The following is a 15,760-nucleotide window of genomic DNA, read 5'->3' on the forward strand; positions in this document are numbered from 1 at the left end:
TCCCCGGTCGGTCGGGGAACAGCGCGGCGGCGCCGGTGCGTTGTGCGGGTCAGCCGCGGTCGGCGGCGGAGCCTCCGCGGCTCTGGCTGCCCGGCCCCTCGTAGTCCTCGCCGTAGGCGCCCTTGGAGGGGCGGCGGCGGCGCAGCGGCGGCTCGACGCCGTCCGCGAGGCGGCGGGCGGTGACCAGGAAGCCGGTGTGGCCGATCATCCGGTGGTCGGGGCGGACGGCGAGGCCCTCCACGTGCCAGTTGCGGATCATCGACTCCCAGGGCTGCGGTTCGGCGAAGCAGCCGATCTCGCGGATGGACTCGACGGTGCGCGAGAGCTGGGTGGTGGTGGCGACGTAGGCGCAGAGGATGCCGCCGGGCACCAGGGCCTTGGAGACGGCCTCCAGGCACTCCCAGGGGGCGAGCATGTCCAGCACGACGCGGTCGACGTCGGTGTCGGAGAGGTTGTCCTGGAGGTCGCCGACGGTCAGCTGCCAGGCCGGGTGCGGGGAGCCGAAGTAGCGCTCCACGTTCTGCTGGGCGATCTCGGCGAAGTCCTCGCGGCGCTCGTAGGAGTGCAGCATGCCCTGCTCACCGATGGCGCGCAGCAGGAAGGTGGAGAGCGATCCGGATCCGACCCCGGCCTCCACGACGCGCGCGCCGGGGAAGATGTCGGCGAAGGCCAGGATCTGGCCCGCGTCCTTGGGGTAGACCACGGCGGCGCCGCGGGGCATGGACAGGACGTAGTCGGGGAGCAGGGGGCGCAGCGCGAGGTAGGCGACGTTTCCCGTGGTGCGGACAACACTGCCCTCGGGAGCACCGATCAGCTCGTCGTGCGGGAAAGAACCCTTATGGGTGTGGAAGTTCTTTCCGGCTTCGAGCGTGAAGGTGTAGTGGCGGCCCTTGGGGTCGGTGAGCTGTACCTGGTCCCCGACCTTGAAGGGCCCACGTCGGCGGGCGGCACCGGTCGGTTCAGACATGTGACCAGCCTACCGGTGATTCCTGGGCCCTCTGCCGCCCGGACCCCTGCGGGAAGGCCGTCCGGCGCCCGTGCGCAGGGGGCTCAGGCGCCGGGGCGGGCCATGGCCTTGACGAAGGCGCGCTCCACGTCGGCGGTGGAGAGGACCCCGTAGATCTCACCGGTCTCCTCGACGACCAGGTACTCGGTGGCGGGGGTGGCCTTGAGCCGGTCCAGGAGGGCTTCGCCGGCGAGTTCGGCGGGGACCTTCATGCCGTCGGTGAGGTCCTGGGCGAGGCCGCTGACGGCGACCCAGGGGCGGCGGTGTTCGGGGACGCCGACGATGGCGGCCTCGCGGACGACGCCCTTCGGGTTGCCCTGTCCGTCGACGACGACCAGGGCGCGGGCGCCGGCTTCGTTGGCCCGGCGCAGCGCTTCGGAGAGCGGGGTGGCGGACTCGACGGGGACGGCTCGGCGGGTCAGGGTGCGGGCCCTCAGGTCGGGCAGGTGCTCGCGGAGGCGGGCCATGCGCAGGCTGTTCCCGGCGCCGGTCCAGATGATGCCGGCGAGGATCGCGGCGAGCAGGGCGTCCATGACGGTCTCGACCCCGCCGATGTCCTGGGCGCTGCCGCCGAGCGTTCCGGTGTGGGTGAGCAGGGGCAGTCCGATGAGGACGACGACGGCGAGGCCGCGGCCGACCCAGGCCGCGGCGATGGTGCCGCTCATGGGTTTGCCGGTGATCTTCCAGACGACGGCGCGGAGCATCCGGCCGCCGTCGAGGGGCAGTCCTGGCAGCAGGTTGAAGGCGGCCACGATGAGGTTGGAGATCATCAGGCCCGCGAGCAGGACGCCGGGGACCGTGCCGGGCTCGACGAGCTGCATCGCGCCGTAGAAGACGCCGCCGAGGACCAGGGACAGCAGCGGCCCGACGAAGGCGAGAACGAACTCGCGGCCGGGCGTCTCGCTCTCCTTCTCGATCTCCGAGACGCCGCCGAAGAACTGGAGCTGGATGCGGCGGACCGGGAGTTCGTAGCGCAGGGCGGCGACCGTGTGGGCCAGTTCGTGGACGAGCACGGAGGCGTAGAAGGCGATGGCGAAGAACAGGGCGACGAGGTAGCGGGCGCCGCCCAGCTCGGGCAGCACCCGGTCGAGCTGGCCGCCGAAGACCCAGGTGATCAGCGCGGCGACGACGAACCAGCTGGGGGCGACGTAGACGGGCACGCCGAAGGGGCGGCCCATGAGCAGGCCGCCGCCCGGCTCCGCGGGGCGTTTCGGCTTGCCGTTGCCGGGATCGGCGCCGGGGGCCGTTCCCCCTGCGCCGGGCTGCGGCCGCCCGCTGTCGCCGCTGTCGTCCACGGGATCCCTTCGGTTCGGTGAGAGGTCTGTGCCACGATCATGCAGTGTGCGAGGGTCTGCCGTCGATGGTATGCCGCTCGATGTCAGTGGCGGGCCGTAGGGTCTTCTGTCATGACTTCCGTGCCGCGGCCGCCTCAGCCGCCTTCGTCCCTGTCGCCGTCGCGGGCGAGCGATTTCATGCGGTGTCCCTTGCTCTACCGCTTCCGGGTCATCGACAAGCTGCCGGAGAAGCCCAGCGAGGCGGCTACCCGCGGCACGCTGGTCCATGCGGTGCTGGAGCGGCTCTTCGACGCCCCGGCGGCCGACCGTACGGCGCCGCGGGCGCGGGCGCTGATTCCCGGCCAGTGGGACCGGCTGCTGGAGTCGAAGCCGGAGCTGGGCGATCTGTTCGCCGGGGACGCCGAGGGCGAGCGTCTGACGCGGTGGCTGGGCGAGGCGGAGCGGCTGGTGGACCGGTGGTTCTCGCTGGAGGACCCGACGCGTCTTGAGCCGGCCGAGCGCGAGATGTTCGTCGAGACGGAGCTGGAGTCGGGGCTGCGGCTGCGCGGGGTGATCGACCGGGTGGACGTCGCGCCGAGCGGTGAGGTCCGGATCGTCGACTACAAGACGGGCAAGGCGCCGCGGCCGGAGTATTCCGAGGAGCCGCTGTTCCAGATGACGTTCTACGCGCTGGTGATCTGGCGGCTGAAGGGCGTGGTGCCGCGCCGCCTCCAGCTGGTCTATCTGGGCAGCGGGGACGTCATGACGTACGACCCGGTGGTGGCGGACCTGGAGCGGGTGGAGCGCAAGCTGCTGGCGCTGTGGGACGCGATCAGGCTGGCGACGGAGACCGGTGACTGGCGGCCCCGGCCGACGAAGCTGTGCGGCTGGTGCGACCACCAGGCGGTGTGTCCGGAATTCGGCGGGACTCCCCCGGTCTATCCGCTGTCGGTCCGCCCGGCGGATTCGGGTGAGGATGGCCAGGGCAGAATGGGACCGGTCCGGGCCGAGGCCGGCCGAGCCGTGGCCCTTGAGGGCCCTTAAGGAGTTCCTGTGGCGATCCGCGTCCTTCTGGTCGACGACCAGCCTCTGCTGCGCACCGGTTTCCGGATGATTCTGGAGGCCGAGGGCGATCTGGCGGTGGTCGGCGAGGCCGGTGACGGTCTGCAGGCCATCGACCAGGTGCGGGCGCTGCAGCCCGATGTGGTGCTGATGGACATCCGGATGCCGCGGATGGACGGGGTGGAGGCGACCCGTCAGATCACCGGTCCCGGGAAGGACGGCCCGGCGAAGGTGCTGGTGCTGACCACCTTCGATCTCGACGAGTACGTGGTGGAGGCGCTGCGTGCGGGGGCGAGCGGGTTCCTGCTGAAGGACGCTCCGGCGGCCGAGCTGGTGCAGGCGATCCGGGTGGTGGCGGCGGGCGAGGCGATGCTCGCGCCGAGCATCACGCGCCGGCTGCTCGACAAGTACGCGGACCATCTGCCGTCCGGCGAGGAGCCGGTGCCGGACGCCCTGCACACGCTGACGGACCGTGAGGTCGAGGTGCTGAAGCTGGTGGCGCGGGGGCTGTCCAACGCGGAGATCGCGGCGGATCTGTTCGTCAGCGAGACGACGGTCAAGACGCATGTGGGCCATGTGCTCACGAAGTTGGGCCTGCGCGACCGGGTACAGGCCGCGGTGTACGCGTACGAGAGCGGGCTGGTGCGCCCCGGCGCGCAGTAGCGGCCCCGCACTCGGGCACGACACACGAAAGCCCTCCGGCCCGCCCCCTCCTCGTACGGAGGGTGCGGGCCGGACGGCTTCGCTGTCGGGGCTCAGGCGCTGGGCCGGTTGAGCTCCCAGAGCTGGAGCTCGGAGGTGGCGCTCACCGAGCGCTCCACCCCGGCGATCCCGTCGCGGGAGGCCACGTACTGCTTGCCCTGCCAGATCGGGAGCACCGGCACGTCGGTGGCGACGATGTCCTGGAGCTTCTCGTAGGTGGCGGCGGCGGCGGTGCGGTCGGCCTCGCGGCGGGACTGCGGGATGAGGACCTTCTCCGCCTCGCGCGACCGGTAGGGCGAGTTGAGGAAGTTGTTCGCGTCCAGGAAGGGCGCGGTGTAGTTGTCCGGGTCCGGGAAGTCGGGGAACCAGCCCATGCCGTAGGCCGCGTAGTCGCCGCGCTTCTGCTCGGGGCGGTACTTCGACCATTCCTTGCCCTGGACGGAGACGTCGAAGAGGCCGGAGTTGTTCAGCTGCTGCTGGATCGCCTTGAACTCGGCCGCGGTGGCCGGGCCGTAGTGGTCGTTGGTGTAGTGGAGGGTGAACTTCACCGGCGTGTCGATCCCGGCGGCGCGGAGGATCTCCGCGGCCTTGGCGGTGCTGGGCTCGCCGTACTTGTTGAAGAAGGCGTTGGTGTGCCCGGCGATGCTGGAGGGGATCAGCGAGTAGAGCGGTTCGGCGGTGGTGCCGTACACCTTGCCCGCGATCTCGCCGCGGTCGATGATCTGCGCCATGGCCTGCCGGACGGCCTTGTTGACCACGGGGTCCTTGGTGTTGAACCCGAGGTAGCTGATGGCCAGTCCGGGCAGCTCGGTGAGGTCGATGCCCTCCTTCGGGTCCACGAGCATGTCGCGGGCCTGCTCGGGCGACATCGCCCGGGTCATCATGTGGATCTTCTCCTCGTCGAGCGCCTTGCCCATGGCCTCGGCGTCGGGGAAGAGGTCCATCTCGACCTTGTCGTTGAGCACCTTCAGCTCGCCCTTGTACGAGGGGTTCTTGTCGAAGGCGATCTTGACGACCCGGCCGTCCTCGACCTGCGGCTTCATGGTGTACGGGCCGGAGCCGTTGACCTGGAAGCCGGCGCGTGCCGTCTTCGCCGGGTAGTCCGCCTTCGGGACGATGCCGGCGGCGGGGGTGGCGAGCTTGTACGGGAACGTGGCGTCGGGCGTTTTCAGGTGGAAGATCACCTGGTCCTCGCCCTTGGTCTCGATCATGTCGATGTTGGCGAGCAGACCGACCGGCCCGCTGTCCGAGTCGATGTCGATGACGCGCTGGATGGAGTGCTTCACGTCCTCGGCGGTGACGGGCGTCCCGTCGGCGAAGGTGAGGCCCGCGCGCAGGGTGCAGCGGTAGCTCTCGTTCGCGGTGTCGGTGAAGGTGCAGCTGCGGGCGGCCTCGGGCACCGGCTCGCCGCCGCCGTTGGGCACCGCGGTCAGGGTCTGCACGGTCTGCCGCAGGACGTTCCAGACGCCCGCTTCGTAGCCGATGGCCGGGTCCAGCGGCGCGGGGTTCTCCTTCGAGGCCACGAGCTGATCCGTGGTGCCGACGACGATGGCCCCCTTGCCACCGGCGCCGCTGTCCGTGCTGCCGCAGGCGGCGAGCACGGGGGCGAGCAGGCCGACCACGGCCGGCAGCACCAGGGTCTTGCGGTTCATCTGGACGTTCTCCCTCATCCCGGCAGGTGAGGAATCAAAGTTAGTAGCCGTGGGTGGCCCCTCCGACCGTCCGGCGGGCGGCTCACGCTCCCCCGGCGACCGGCAGGGCCGACATATGATCATCATTACGGACAGCTCACCCGATCCCGGCGGGCCGCCGGAGGCTTCCGGGTGAGGAAGGTCACCCGCCCGCCCTCTTCACATATGCATCCTGCGACTGATCCACATCCACGGAACGCTGCCGGAACGCACACGGAGGGGAGCAGAAAATCCACTGTTCGTTCACAAGCCGGCGCCCGTGCTCCGCTCAGCCCGTTCCGCTCGATCCGGTGATGAGTCCCCGCAGGAAGGCGAGGTCGACCTCTTCGAGGGAGCCGACGACCACGCGTCCGGCCGCCGGTGCGATGGGGGCGACGGACGGCACGGCGACGACCCGGCAGCCGGCGGCCTCGGCGGCGGCCACACCGGTCGCGGTGTCCTCGATGACGGCGCAGCGCCAGGGGTCGGCGCCGAAGCCCGCGGCGGCGGTGAGGTAGGGCTCGGGGTGGGGCTTGGTCCGGGCGACCTCGTCGCCCGCGACGGTGAGCGCGAAGTGGTGGTGGCCGACCGAGTCCAGCACCCGGTCGATGATCCGGCGGTGGGAGGCCGAGACGAGCGCGGTGGGCACCTCGTAGGCGGCCAGTTCGGCGAGCAGCCGTTCGGCCCCGGGCATCAGCGGCACACCCCGGCTGATGCGGCTCTCGAATCCGTCGTTGAGCAGGACGGTCAGCTCCTCCAGCCGGATGTCGGCGCCGGTGACGTCGATGAGGTAGCCGGCGCTGCGGGTCATCGGACCGCCGACGACCACGTCCCGCCAGGACTCCTCCAGCCGGTGCCCGAGTCCGGCGAAGACGTCTTTCTCCACGTCCCACCAGAAGCCCTCGGTATCGACCAGGGTTCCGTCCATGTCGAGAAGGACCGCCTGCAGGGCGGCGCCTTCGGCCGTGCGGGTCAAGGACGCGGGGACCGTACTGGTCATCCGGCACACCTTCCGTAAGGGACGAGAAGGCCGGCCGCCATTCCCAGAAGTGGGAGGGCGACCGGCCTGCACTGGACCGACCAGTGTACGACGTGTCCGGCCGCGGTGCGCTGAAGGCGCGGGGCCGCAGCCGGCATACGGGGGTTACCGGGCGTTGAAGTATTTGGCCTCGGGGTGGTGGATGACGATGGCGTCGGTGGACTGCTCCGGGTGGAGCTGGAACTCCTCCGAGAGGTGCACGCCGATCCGCTCCGGCTGGAGGAGGTCGGCGATCTTCGCCCGGTCCTCCAGGTCCGGGCACGCCCCGTAACCGAGCGAGAACCGTGCGCCGCGGTACTTCAGCGCGAACATGTCCTCGACGTCCGCCGGGTCCTCCCCCGCGAAGCCCAGCTCGCTGCGGACCCGGGCGTGCCAGTACTCGGCGAGCGCCTCGGCGAGCTGGACGGAGAGGCCGTGAAGCTCCAGGTAGTCGCGGTAGGAGTTGGCGGCGAACAGCTCGGCGGTGGCCTCCCCGATCCGGGAGCCGACGGTGACGATCTGGAGGCCGATGACATCGGTCTCGCCGGACTCCTCGGGGCGGAAGAAGTCGGCGAGGCAGAGGCGGCGGCCGCGGCGCTGGCGCGGGAAGGTGAAGCGGGTGCGCTCGGAGCCGTCCTCGTGGAGGAGGATCAGGTCCTCGCCCTTGGAGACGCAGGGGAAGTAGCCGTAGACGACGGCGGCTTCCAGGAGGTTGTTGGACTGGAGGTGGTCGAGCCAGCCGCGCAGGTGCGGGCGTCCCTCGGTCTCCACCAGCTCCTCGTACGTCGGTCCGTCGCCGGTCCTGGCCTGCTTGAGGCCCCACTGGCCCTTGAAGAGGGCGCCCTCGTCGAGCCAGGAGGCGTACTCCTTGAGCGGGATGCCCTTGATGACCCGGGTGCCGCGGAACGGCGGCTCGGGGATGGGGTTGGTGATGGAGACGTCCGAGCGCACCGAGCCCTCGGGCTCTTCGACCTCCAGCACCGCCACGACGTCCTTCTTCGGTACCCGGCGCTGCTTCAGCTCGGGCAGGACCGCACCCGGAACGCCGCGCTTGACGCCGATGAGCGCGTCCATGAGGCGCAGCCCCTCGAAGGCGTCCCGGGCGTAGCGGACCTCGCCCTCGTAGATCTCGTGCAGGTCCTGCTCGACGTAGGCCCTGGTCAGCGCGGCGCCACCGAGGATGACCGGGAAGTCCGCGGCCATCTTGCGCTGGTTCAGCTCCTGGAGGTTCTCCTTCATGATCACGGTGGACTTCACCAGGAGACCGGACATGCCGATGACGTCGGCGCGGTGCTCCTCGGCGGCTTCCAGGATCGCGGAGACGGGCTGCTTGATGCCGAGGTTGACGACGTTGTAGCCGTTGTTGGAGAGGATGATGTCGACGAGGTTCTTGCCGATGTCGTGGACGTCGCCGCGGACGGTGGCCAGCACGATGGTGCCCTTGCCCTCGTCGTCGGACTTCTCCATGTGCGGCTCCAGGTGGGCCACCGCGCTCTTCATGACCTCGGCGGACTGGAGGACGAACGGCAGCTGCATCTGGCCGGAGCCGAACAGCTCGCCGACGACCTTCATGCCTTCCAGCAGCGTGTTGTTGACGATGTCGAGGGCGGGGCTGTCCTGGAGGGCCTCGTCGAGGTCGGCTTCCAGACCGTTCTTCTCGCCGTCGATGATGCGGCGCTGGAGCCGCTCGTCCAGCGGGAGGGCCATCAGCTCCTCGGCCTTGCCCGCCTTCATCGACTTCATGTTGACGCCCTCGAACAGCTCCATGAGCTTCTGGAGGGGGTCGTAGCCCTCGGCGCGGCGGTCGTAGATCAGGTCGAGGGCGACCTTGACCTGCTCCTCCTCCAGCCGGGCGATCGGCAGGATCTTCGAGGCGTGCACGATCGCGGAGTCCAGGCCCGCCTTGACGCACTCGTCGAGGAAGACGGAGTTCAGCACGACGCGGGCGGCCGGGTTGAGGCCGAAGGAGATGTTGGAGAGGCCCAGCGTGGTCTGGACGTCGGGGTGGCGCTTCTTCAGCTCGCGGATGGCCCCGATGGTGGCGATGCCGTCGCCGCGGGACTCCTCCTGGCCGGTGCAGATGGTGAAGGTCAGGGTGTCGATGAGGATGTCGGACTCGCGGATTCCCCAGTTGGCGGTGAGGTCCTCGATCAGCCGCTCGGCGATGGCGACCTTGTGCTCGACGGTGCGGGCCTGGCCCTCCTCGTCGATCGTCAGCGCGATCAGGGCGGCGCCGTGCTCGGCGGCCAGGGCGCTGACCTGCGCGAAGCGGGACTCGGGGCCGTCGCCGTCCTCGTAGTTGACCGAGTTCAGCACGGCCCGGCCGCCGAGCTTCTCCAGGCCGGCGCGCAGGACGGGCAGCTCGGTGGAGTCCAGCACGATCGGCAGGGTGGAGGCGGTCGCGAAGCGGCCGGCCAGCTCGGCCATGTCGGCGACGCCGTCGCGGCCCACGTAGTCGACGCAGAGGTCGAGCATGTGCGCGCCCTCGCGGATCTGGTCGCGGGCCATCTCCACGCAGTCGTCCCAGCGGGCCTCCAGCATGGCCTCGCGGAACTTCTTGGAGCCGTTGGCGTTGGTGCGCTCCCCGATGGCCAGGTAGGCGGTGTCCTGGCGGAAGGGGATGTGCTGGTAGAGGGAGGCCGCGCCGGGCTCGGGGCGCGGGTCGCGCTCGGTCGGCGTCAGCTCGCGGGCGCGGTCGACGACGGCCCGCAGGTGCTCGGGGGTCGTACCGCAGCAGCCGCCGATGAGGGAGAGCCCGTAGTCCCGGACGAAGTGCTCCTGGGAGTCGGCGAGACCGTCGGGGCCGAGGGGGAAGTGCGCGCCGTCCTTGGTGAGGACGGGCAGGCCGGCGTTGGGCATGCACATCAGGGGCGTACGGGAGTGGCGGGCGAGGTAGCGCAGGTGCTCGCTCATCTCGTCCGGGCCGGTCGAGCAGTTGAGCCCGATCAGGTCGATGCCCAGCGGCTCCAGGGCGGTCAGGGCCGCGCCGATCTCGGAGCCCAGCAGCATGACGCCGGTCGTCTCGAAGGCGAGGGAGCAGATCAGCGGCACCTGGAGGCCGAGGGCGTCCATCGCCCGGCGCGCGCCGATGATGCTGGACTTGGTCTGCAGCAGGTCCTGGGTGGTCTCGACGATCAGCGCGTCGGAGCCGCCCGCGAGGAGGCCCTCGGCGTTCTGCTGGTAGCCGTCGCGCAGGACGTCGTACGTGATGTGGCCGAGCGAGGGCAGCTTGGTGCCGGGGCCGATCGAGCCGAGGACCCAGCGCTGGCGGCCGTCCTTGGCCCCGAACTCGTCGGCGACCTCGCGGGCGATCCGGGCGCCCGACTCGGAGAGCTCGAAGATCCGGTCGGCGATCTCGTACTCGTTGGCGGCGGAGTGGTTCGCGCCGAAGGTGTTGGTCTCGACGCAGTCGACGCCGACCGCGAAATACTCCTCGTGGACCGAGCGCACGATGTCGGGCCGGGTGATGTTGAGGATCTCGTTGCAGCCTTCGAGGTTCTCGAAGTCCTCCAGCGTGGGGTCCTGTGCCTGGAGCATGGTGCCCATCGCCCCGTCGGCCACCACCACGCGGGTGGCGAGTGCCTCTCGGAGTGCGTCTGCGCGGGTGCGGCTGTCGGCGGCGGATGTCGGCAACGAGGCCATGGATGATCTCCCAGGGATGCGACGGCTGTCGGCTTTGCGTCCTTCTTGGGGAAGGCGCACCTCGCCAGCGTAGCCGGACGGCGCCCGGGACCGTAGGGGCGTCCAGAGGACGGACCCCGTACGGACCGCATGCTGTGCCGGGTGCGGCGCGTGCGCCCGGGTGGCGGAGACTTTCCCCCGGAGTCCGGCGCAGGTCGGCATCGACCGATAGTGTTCAGCATTGTCGAACCGAGGTGGAGGAGTACGGCGCGATGGCCAAGAACATCCAGTCGCTGGAGCGGGCGGCCGCGATGCTGCGTCTGCTGGCGGGCGGCGAGCGCCGGCTCGGGCTCTCCGACATCGCCTCCTCGCTGGGGCTGGCCAAGGGCACCGCGCACGGCATTCTGCGCACGCTCCAACTGGAGGGCTTCGTCGAGCAGGACGCGACGTCGGGCCGCTACCAGCTGGGCGCGGAGCTGCTGCGCCTCGGCAACAGCTATCTGGACGTCCACGAGCTGCGGGCTCGCGCCCTGGTCTGGACGGACGACCTGGCCCGCTCCAGCGGCGAGAGCGTCCACCTCGGAGTGCTGCACCAGCACGGCGTGCTGATCGTCCACCACGTCTTCCGGCCCGACGACAGCCGCCAGGTGCTGGAGGTCGGGGCGATGCAGCCGCTGCACTCCACGGCGCTGGGCAAGGTGCTGTCCGCGTACGACCCGGTGGCCCACAGCGAGGTCATGGAGGCGGAGCGCCGCTCCTTCACCGGCCGCACCGTCACCGCCGCCGACGAGTTCGAGTCGATGCTGGACCTGATCCGGGCCCAGGGCTGGGCCGCCGACGCCGAGGAGACCTGGGAGGGCGTCGCCGCCGTGGCCGCCCCCGTGCACGACCGGCGCAGGATGCCGGTGGGCGCGGTCGCCGTGACCGGTGCGGTGGAGCGGGTGGCCCCGGGCGGCACGCTGCGCCCGGAGCTGATCGCGGCCGTACGGGACTGCGCCCGCGCGGTCTCCCGGGATCTGGGCGCCGGCCGCTTCTGACGGCCGGCACGGCCCGCTCCCCCGGGTTTCCCTGCGGCCGGCCGCCGGCCCGCCTCCTCGTACGCCGAACCCCGCCCACCGCCGGTAACGATCCCGTCGCGCACCGAGTCGTGGGCCACAGAACCCTTGACGCTTCCTTCACTTCGGGGAAACACTGCCGTTCAACGGTCGGCATTGTCGAACGCCTAACGGCAATACGCGTTAGGGTGTGACAGTGCCAAGGGCCGGTCAAGCCCTTACAGGTGGGCTGCCCACGCTTCGTGGATACCCATCTGGGGCGCGGAACACCGGCGGGACCGGTGATCCGCTCTCCCCTGGACGAAGGACAAAGGAGTCGCGGGTGTCCAGCTCCGACATTTTCATCGGCGAGACCATAGGTACCGCCGTACTCATCCTGCTCGGCGGCGGTGTCTGTGCCGCCGTCACGCTGAAGCGCTCGAAGGCTCACAACGCCGGCTGGCTGGCCATCACCTTCGGGTGGGGCTTCGCCGTGCTGACGGGCGCCTACCTCGCCGGCGGCGTATCGGGCGCCCACCTCAACCCCGCGGTCACGGTCGGCCTGGCCATCCAGGGCGGCACGGAGTGGGGCGACGTCCCCCTCTACCTCGGCTCGCAGCTGCTCGGCGCGATGATCGGCGCTCTGCTGGTCTGGGCGGTGTACTACGGGCAGTTCCACGCCCACCTCACCGACCCCGAGATCATCGAGGCGCAGCCGACCGACGAGGCGATGGTCGACCAGACCGCCGCCCCCAAGGCCGGCCCGGTGCTCGGGATCTTCTCCACCGGACCCGAGATCCGCAACGGCGTGCAGAACGTCGTCACCGAGATCATCGCCACCGTCGTGCTGGTCCTGGCGATCCTGACCCAGGGCCTCAACGACGAGGGCAACGGCCTCGGCGTGCTCGGCGCGCTGATCACCGCCCTGGTCGTCGTCGGCATCGGCCTCTCGCTCGGCGGGCCGACCGGCTACGCGATCAACCCGGTCCGCGACCTCGGTCCGCGCATCGTGCACTCCCTGCTGCCGCTGCCCAACAAGGGTGGTTCGGACTGGGGCTACGCGTGGGTACCCATCGTGGGTCCGCTCGTCGGCGGCGCACTCGCCGGCGGGCTCTACAACCTCGCCTTCGCCTAGCCGCACCCTCATCACCCCTTCACAGACTTCCGGGAGCACACCGTGACCGACGCACACACCACCGGCACCCACGGCACCGGGCCGTTCATCGCGGCCATCGACCAGGGCACCACCTCCAGCCGCTGCATCGTCTTCGACAAGGACGGCCGGATCGTCTCCGTCGACCAGAAGGAGCACGAGCAGATCTTCCCGAAGCCGGGCTGGGTCGAGCACGACGCGACCGAGATCTGGGAGAACGTCCAGGAGGTCGTCGCCGGGGCCATCGTCAAGGCCGGCATCACCTCCGCCGACGTCAAGGCGATCGGCATCACCAACCAGCGCGAGACCACGCTGATGTGGGACAAGAACACCGGCGAGCCGGTGCACAACGCCCTGGTCTGGCAGGACACCCGTACCGACGCGCTCTGCAAGGAGCTCGGCCGCAACGTGGGCCAGGACCGGTTCCGCCGCGAGACCGGGCTGCCGCTCGCCTCGTACTTCGCCGGACCCAAGGTCCGCTGGCTGCTCGACAACGTCGAGGGGCTGCGTGAGCGCGCCGAGGCCGGCGACATCCTCTTCGGGACCATGGACTCCTGGGTCATCTGGAACCTCACGGGCGGCACCGACGGCGGCGTCCACGTCACCGACGTCACCAACGCCTCGCGCACCCTCCTGATGAACCTGCACACGATGGCGTGGGACGAGAAGATCCTCTCCTCCATCGGCATCCCGGCCGCGGTCCTCCCCGAGATCCGCTCCTCCGCCGAGGTGTACGGCCACGCCAAGGGCGGCATTCTCGACGGCGTGCCGGTCGCCTCCGCGCTCGGCGACCAGCAGGCGGCCCTTTTCGGCCAGACCTGTTTCGCCGAGGGCGAGGCCAAGTCCACGTACGGCACCGGCACCTTCATGCTGATGAACACCGGTGGCACCCCGGTGAACTCGTACAACGGGCTGCTCACCACCGTCGGTTACCAGATCGGCGACAAGCCCCCGGTGTACGCGCTGGAGGGCTCCATCGCGGTCACCGGTTCGCTGGTGCAGTGGATGCGCGACCAGATGGGCCTGATCAAGTCGGCCGCCGAGATCGAGACGCTGGCCTCCTCGGTCGAGGACAACGGCGGCGCCTACTTCGTGCCCGCCTTCTCCGGTCTCTTCGCCCCCTACTGGCGTCCCGACGCCCGGGGCGTGATCACCGGTCTCACCCGTTACGTCACCAAGGCGCACATCGCCCGTGCCGTCCTGGAGGCCACCGCCTGGCAGACCCGCGAGATCAGCGACGCCATGACGAAGGACTCCGGCGTCGAGCTGACCGCGCTCAAGGTCGACGGCGGCATGACGTCCAACAACCTGCTGATGCAGACGCTCGCCGACTTCCTGGACGCGCCCGTGGTGCGCCCCATGGTCGCCGAGACCACCTGCCTCGGCGCCGCCTACGCCGCCGGTCTGGCCGTCGGCTTCTGGCCGGACACCGACGCGCTGCGCGCCAACTGGCGCCGGGCCGCCGAGTGGACACCCCGCATGGACGCGGACACCCGTGCCCGCGAGTACAAGAGCTGGCTCAAGGCCGTCGAACGGACCATGGGCTGGGTCGAGGACGAAGAAAGCTGACGAGGAGCATCACCATGACCACCCTGCAGAGCGTTCCCGCCCTCGGAACGCACCCGGCCTCCGGCTCGCTGCCGAGCCGCGCCGAGACCCGGGACCAGCTGTCCCGGGCCACGTACGACCTCCTGGTCATCGGCGGCGGCATCCTGGGCATCTCCACCGCCTGGCATGCCGCGCAGTCCGGGCTGCGGGTGGCACTGGTGGACGCCGGCGACTTCGCCGGCGCCACCTCCTCCGCCTCCTCCAAGCTCCTCCACGGCGGTCTGCGCTACCTCCAGACCGGTGCGGTGAAGCTGGTCGCGGAGAACCACTTCGAGCGGCGCGCGGTCTCCCGCGAGGTGGCCCCGCACCTGGCCAACCCGCTCACCTTCTACCTGCCCGTCTACAAGGGCGGCCCGCACGGCGCGGCCAAGCTCGGCGCGGGCGTCTTCGCCTACTCCGCGCTCTCCGCGTTCGGCGACGGCGTCGGCCACGTCATCTCCCCGGCCAAGGCCCAGCGCGATGTTCCCGAGCTGCGTACGGACGATCTGAAGGCGGTCGCGGTCTACCGCGACGACCAGATGAACGACGCCCGCATGGCTCTGATGACGGTCCGCGCGGCCGTCGACGCGGGCGCGGTCGTCCTCAACCACGCGGCCGTCACCGGGCTGCGCTTCACCCGGGGCCGGGTCACCGGCGCCGAGCTGAAGGACAGCACCGACGGCACCGAGTTCGGCGTCGACGCCCGCCTCGTCCTGAACGCCACCGGCCCCTGGGTCGACCACCTCCGCAAGCTGGAGGACCCGAACGCGGCCCCCTCCATCCGCCTCTCCAAGGGCGCCCACCTGGTCCTCAAGCGGACCCGGCCGTGGCGGGCGGCACTGGCCACCCCGATCGACAAGTACCGCATCACCTTCGCGCTGCCGTGGGAGGACATGCTGCTCCTCGGCACGACGGACGAGGAGTACGAGGGCGACCCGGCTGACGTCTCGGTGACCGAGGCCGACACCGCGCAGATCCTCGACGAGGCGGCGTTCTCGATCAAGGACCAGCAGCTGTCGCGCGATCTGATCACGTACTCCTTCGCGGGTCTGCGGGTGCTGCCCGGCGGGCCCGGCGACACCTCCAAGGCCAAGCGCGAGACGGTCGTCACCGAGGGCCGCGGCGGGATGCTGTCGGTCGCGGGCGGCAAGTGGACGACCTTCCGTCACATCGGCCGTACGGTCATGAACAAGCTGGCCGCCCTGCCCGGGCACCCGCTGGCCGAGGACATGGAGCCGATGAACCGACTGCCGCGGAAGCTGCCGCTCCCCGGTATCGCCAACCCGAACGCGGTCGCCCACCGCCTGCTGATCGACGGGCCGGCCCCCGGCCCCCGGATGGCCCCGGACACCGCCCGCCACCTGGCCACGCACTACGGCTCGCTCGCCTTCGACATCGCCCGCCTGGCGAACGAGAACCCGGCCCTCGCCGAGCGCGTCCACCCGGACGCCCCGGAGATCTGGGCCCAGGTCGCCTACGCCCGGGACCACGAGTGGGCCGAGACGGCGGACGACGTGCTGCGCCGCCGGACCACGCTGACGATCCGGGGCCTGGCGACGGACGACGTCCGCGACGGCGTCGAGAAGCTGCTGGCCGACCGGGACTGATCCACCCCCCACGGGTACGCGGACGG

Annotated in this window: 11 protein-coding genes; 6 read left to right on the forward strand and 5 right to left on the reverse strand. The window is 70.6% G+C overall.

Going from position 1 to position 15,760, the window contains the following annotated elements:
* Positions 1-49 precede the first annotated feature (49 nt).
* Together ACFWM7_RS24365 and ACFWM7_RS24370 are read right to left on the reverse strand one after the other, a co-directional pair.
* Positions 50-967 carry a tRNA (adenine-N1)-methyltransferase gene (locus ACFWM7_RS24365; protein WP_003970161.1) on the reverse strand — a complete coding sequence of 306 codons (918 nt, stop codon included), beginning with the start codon at positions 965-967 and terminating at the stop codon, positions 50-52.
* 83 nt (positions 968-1,050) lie between these two features.
* Positions 1,051-2,301 (reverse strand): site-2 protease family protein, encoded by a 1,251-nt coding sequence (locus ACFWM7_RS24370; RefSeq protein WP_383263873.1) that lies wholly within the window; start codon positions 2,299-2,301, stop codon positions 1,051-1,053.
* Positions 2,302-2,478: 177 nt separating this feature from the next.
* Between ACFWM7_RS24370 and ACFWM7_RS24375 the strand changes: the two genes are divergently transcribed.
* Together ACFWM7_RS24375 and ACFWM7_RS24380 are read left to right on the forward strand one after the other, a co-directional pair.
* Positions 2,479-3,324 carry a RecB family exonuclease gene (locus ACFWM7_RS24375; RefSeq protein ID WP_383263876.1) on the forward strand — a complete coding sequence of 282 codons (846 nt, stop codon included), beginning with the start codon at positions 2,479-2,481 and terminating at the stop codon, positions 3,322-3,324.
* A 9-nt stretch (positions 3,325-3,333) separates the two neighbouring features.
* On the forward strand, positions 3,334-4,005 hold the full coding sequence (locus ACFWM7_RS24380; protein ID WP_073769744.1) for a response regulator transcription factor: 672 nt from the start codon (positions 3,334-3,336) through the stop codon (positions 4,003-4,005).
* Positions 4,006-4,097: 92 nt separating this feature from the next.
* Here the strand turns inward: ACFWM7_RS24380 and ACFWM7_RS24385 are convergent, their stop codons facing one another.
* The 3 genes from ACFWM7_RS24385 to metH form a co-directional block, all read right to left on the reverse strand.
* Positions 4,098-5,696, reverse strand: coding sequence for an ABC transporter substrate-binding protein (locus tag ACFWM7_RS24385; protein WP_383263880.1), 1,599 nt, complete (start codon positions 5,694-5,696; stop codon positions 4,098-4,100).
* Positions 5,697-6,003: 307 nt separating this feature from the next.
* The gene (locus tag ACFWM7_RS24390) at positions 6,004-6,714 is read right to left on the reverse strand and encodes an HAD family hydrolase (protein ID WP_383263883.1); all 711 of its coding nucleotides are present in this window, start codon (positions 6,712-6,714) and stop codon (positions 6,004-6,006) included.
* Between the two features lie 144 nt (positions 6,715-6,858).
* Complete coding sequence (gene metH / locus ACFWM7_RS24395; RefSeq protein WP_383263886.1) at positions 6,859-10,374, reverse strand: methionine synthase; 3,516 nt, start codon at positions 10,372-10,374, stop codon at positions 6,859-6,861.
* Between the two features lie 251 nt (positions 10,375-10,625).
* Between metH and ACFWM7_RS24400 the strand changes: the two genes are divergently transcribed.
* The 4 genes from ACFWM7_RS24400 (at position 10,626) to ACFWM7_RS24415 (ending at position 15,734) form a co-directional block, all read left to right on the forward strand.
* Entirely contained in the window at positions 10,626-11,390 is a 765-nt protein-coding gene (locus ACFWM7_RS24400) for an IclR family transcriptional regulator (RefSeq protein WP_383263889.1), read from the forward strand.
* A 340-nt stretch (positions 11,391-11,730) separates the two neighbouring features.
* Positions 11,731-12,522, forward strand: coding sequence for an MIP/aquaporin family protein (locus ACFWM7_RS24405; RefSeq protein ID WP_383263891.1), 792 nt, complete (start codon positions 11,731-11,733; stop codon positions 12,520-12,522).
* A 42-nt stretch (positions 12,523-12,564) separates the two neighbouring features.
* On the forward strand, positions 12,565-14,109 hold the full coding sequence (glpK, locus tag ACFWM7_RS24410) for a glycerol kinase GlpK (protein ID WP_205082102.1): 1,545 nt from the start codon (positions 12,565-12,567) through the stop codon (positions 14,107-14,109).
* A 14-nt stretch (positions 14,110-14,123) separates the two neighbouring features.
* The gene (locus ACFWM7_RS24415; protein ID WP_383263894.1) at positions 14,124-15,734 is read left to right on the forward strand and encodes an FAD-dependent oxidoreductase; all 1,611 of its coding nucleotides are present in this window, start codon (positions 14,124-14,126) and stop codon (positions 15,732-15,734) included.
* The last annotated feature ends 26 nt before the right edge of the window (positions 15,735-15,760 follow it).

It is taken from the genome of Streptomyces sp. NPDC058375 (assembly GCF_042723425.1).
GTDB lineage: Bacteria > Actinomycetota > Actinomycetes > Streptomycetales > Streptomycetaceae > Streptomyces > Streptomyces durocortorensis.

Excerpts from the sequence above, each read along its gene's own strand:
- metH (WP_383263886.1), bottom strand. The coding sequence starts at position 10,374 with ATGGCCTCGTTGCCGACATCCGCCGCCGACAGCCGCACCCGCGCAGAC.
- ACFWM7_RS24365 (WP_003970161.1), bottom strand. The coding sequence starts at position 967 with ATGTCTGAACCGACCGGTGCCGCCCGCCGACGTGGGCCCTTCAAGGTC.
- ACFWM7_RS24415 (WP_383263894.1), top strand. The coding sequence starts at position 14,124 with ATGACCACCCTGCAGAGCGTTCCCGCCCTCGGAACGCACCCGGCCTCC.
- ACFWM7_RS24390 (WP_383263883.1), bottom strand. The coding sequence starts at position 6,714 with ATGACCAGTACGGTCCCCGCGTCCTTGACCCGCACGGCCGAAGGCGCC.
- ACFWM7_RS24400 (WP_383263889.1), top strand. The coding sequence starts at position 10,626 with ATGGCCAAGAACATCCAGTCGCTGGAGCGGGCGGCCGCGATGCTGCGT.
- ACFWM7_RS24385 (WP_383263880.1), bottom strand. The coding sequence starts at position 5,696 with ATGAACCGCAAGACCCTGGTGCTGCCGGCCGTGGTCGGCCTGCTCGCC.
- ACFWM7_RS24375 (WP_383263876.1), top strand. The coding sequence starts at position 2,479 with ATGCGGTGTCCCTTGCTCTACCGCTTCCGGGTCATCGACAAGCTGCCG.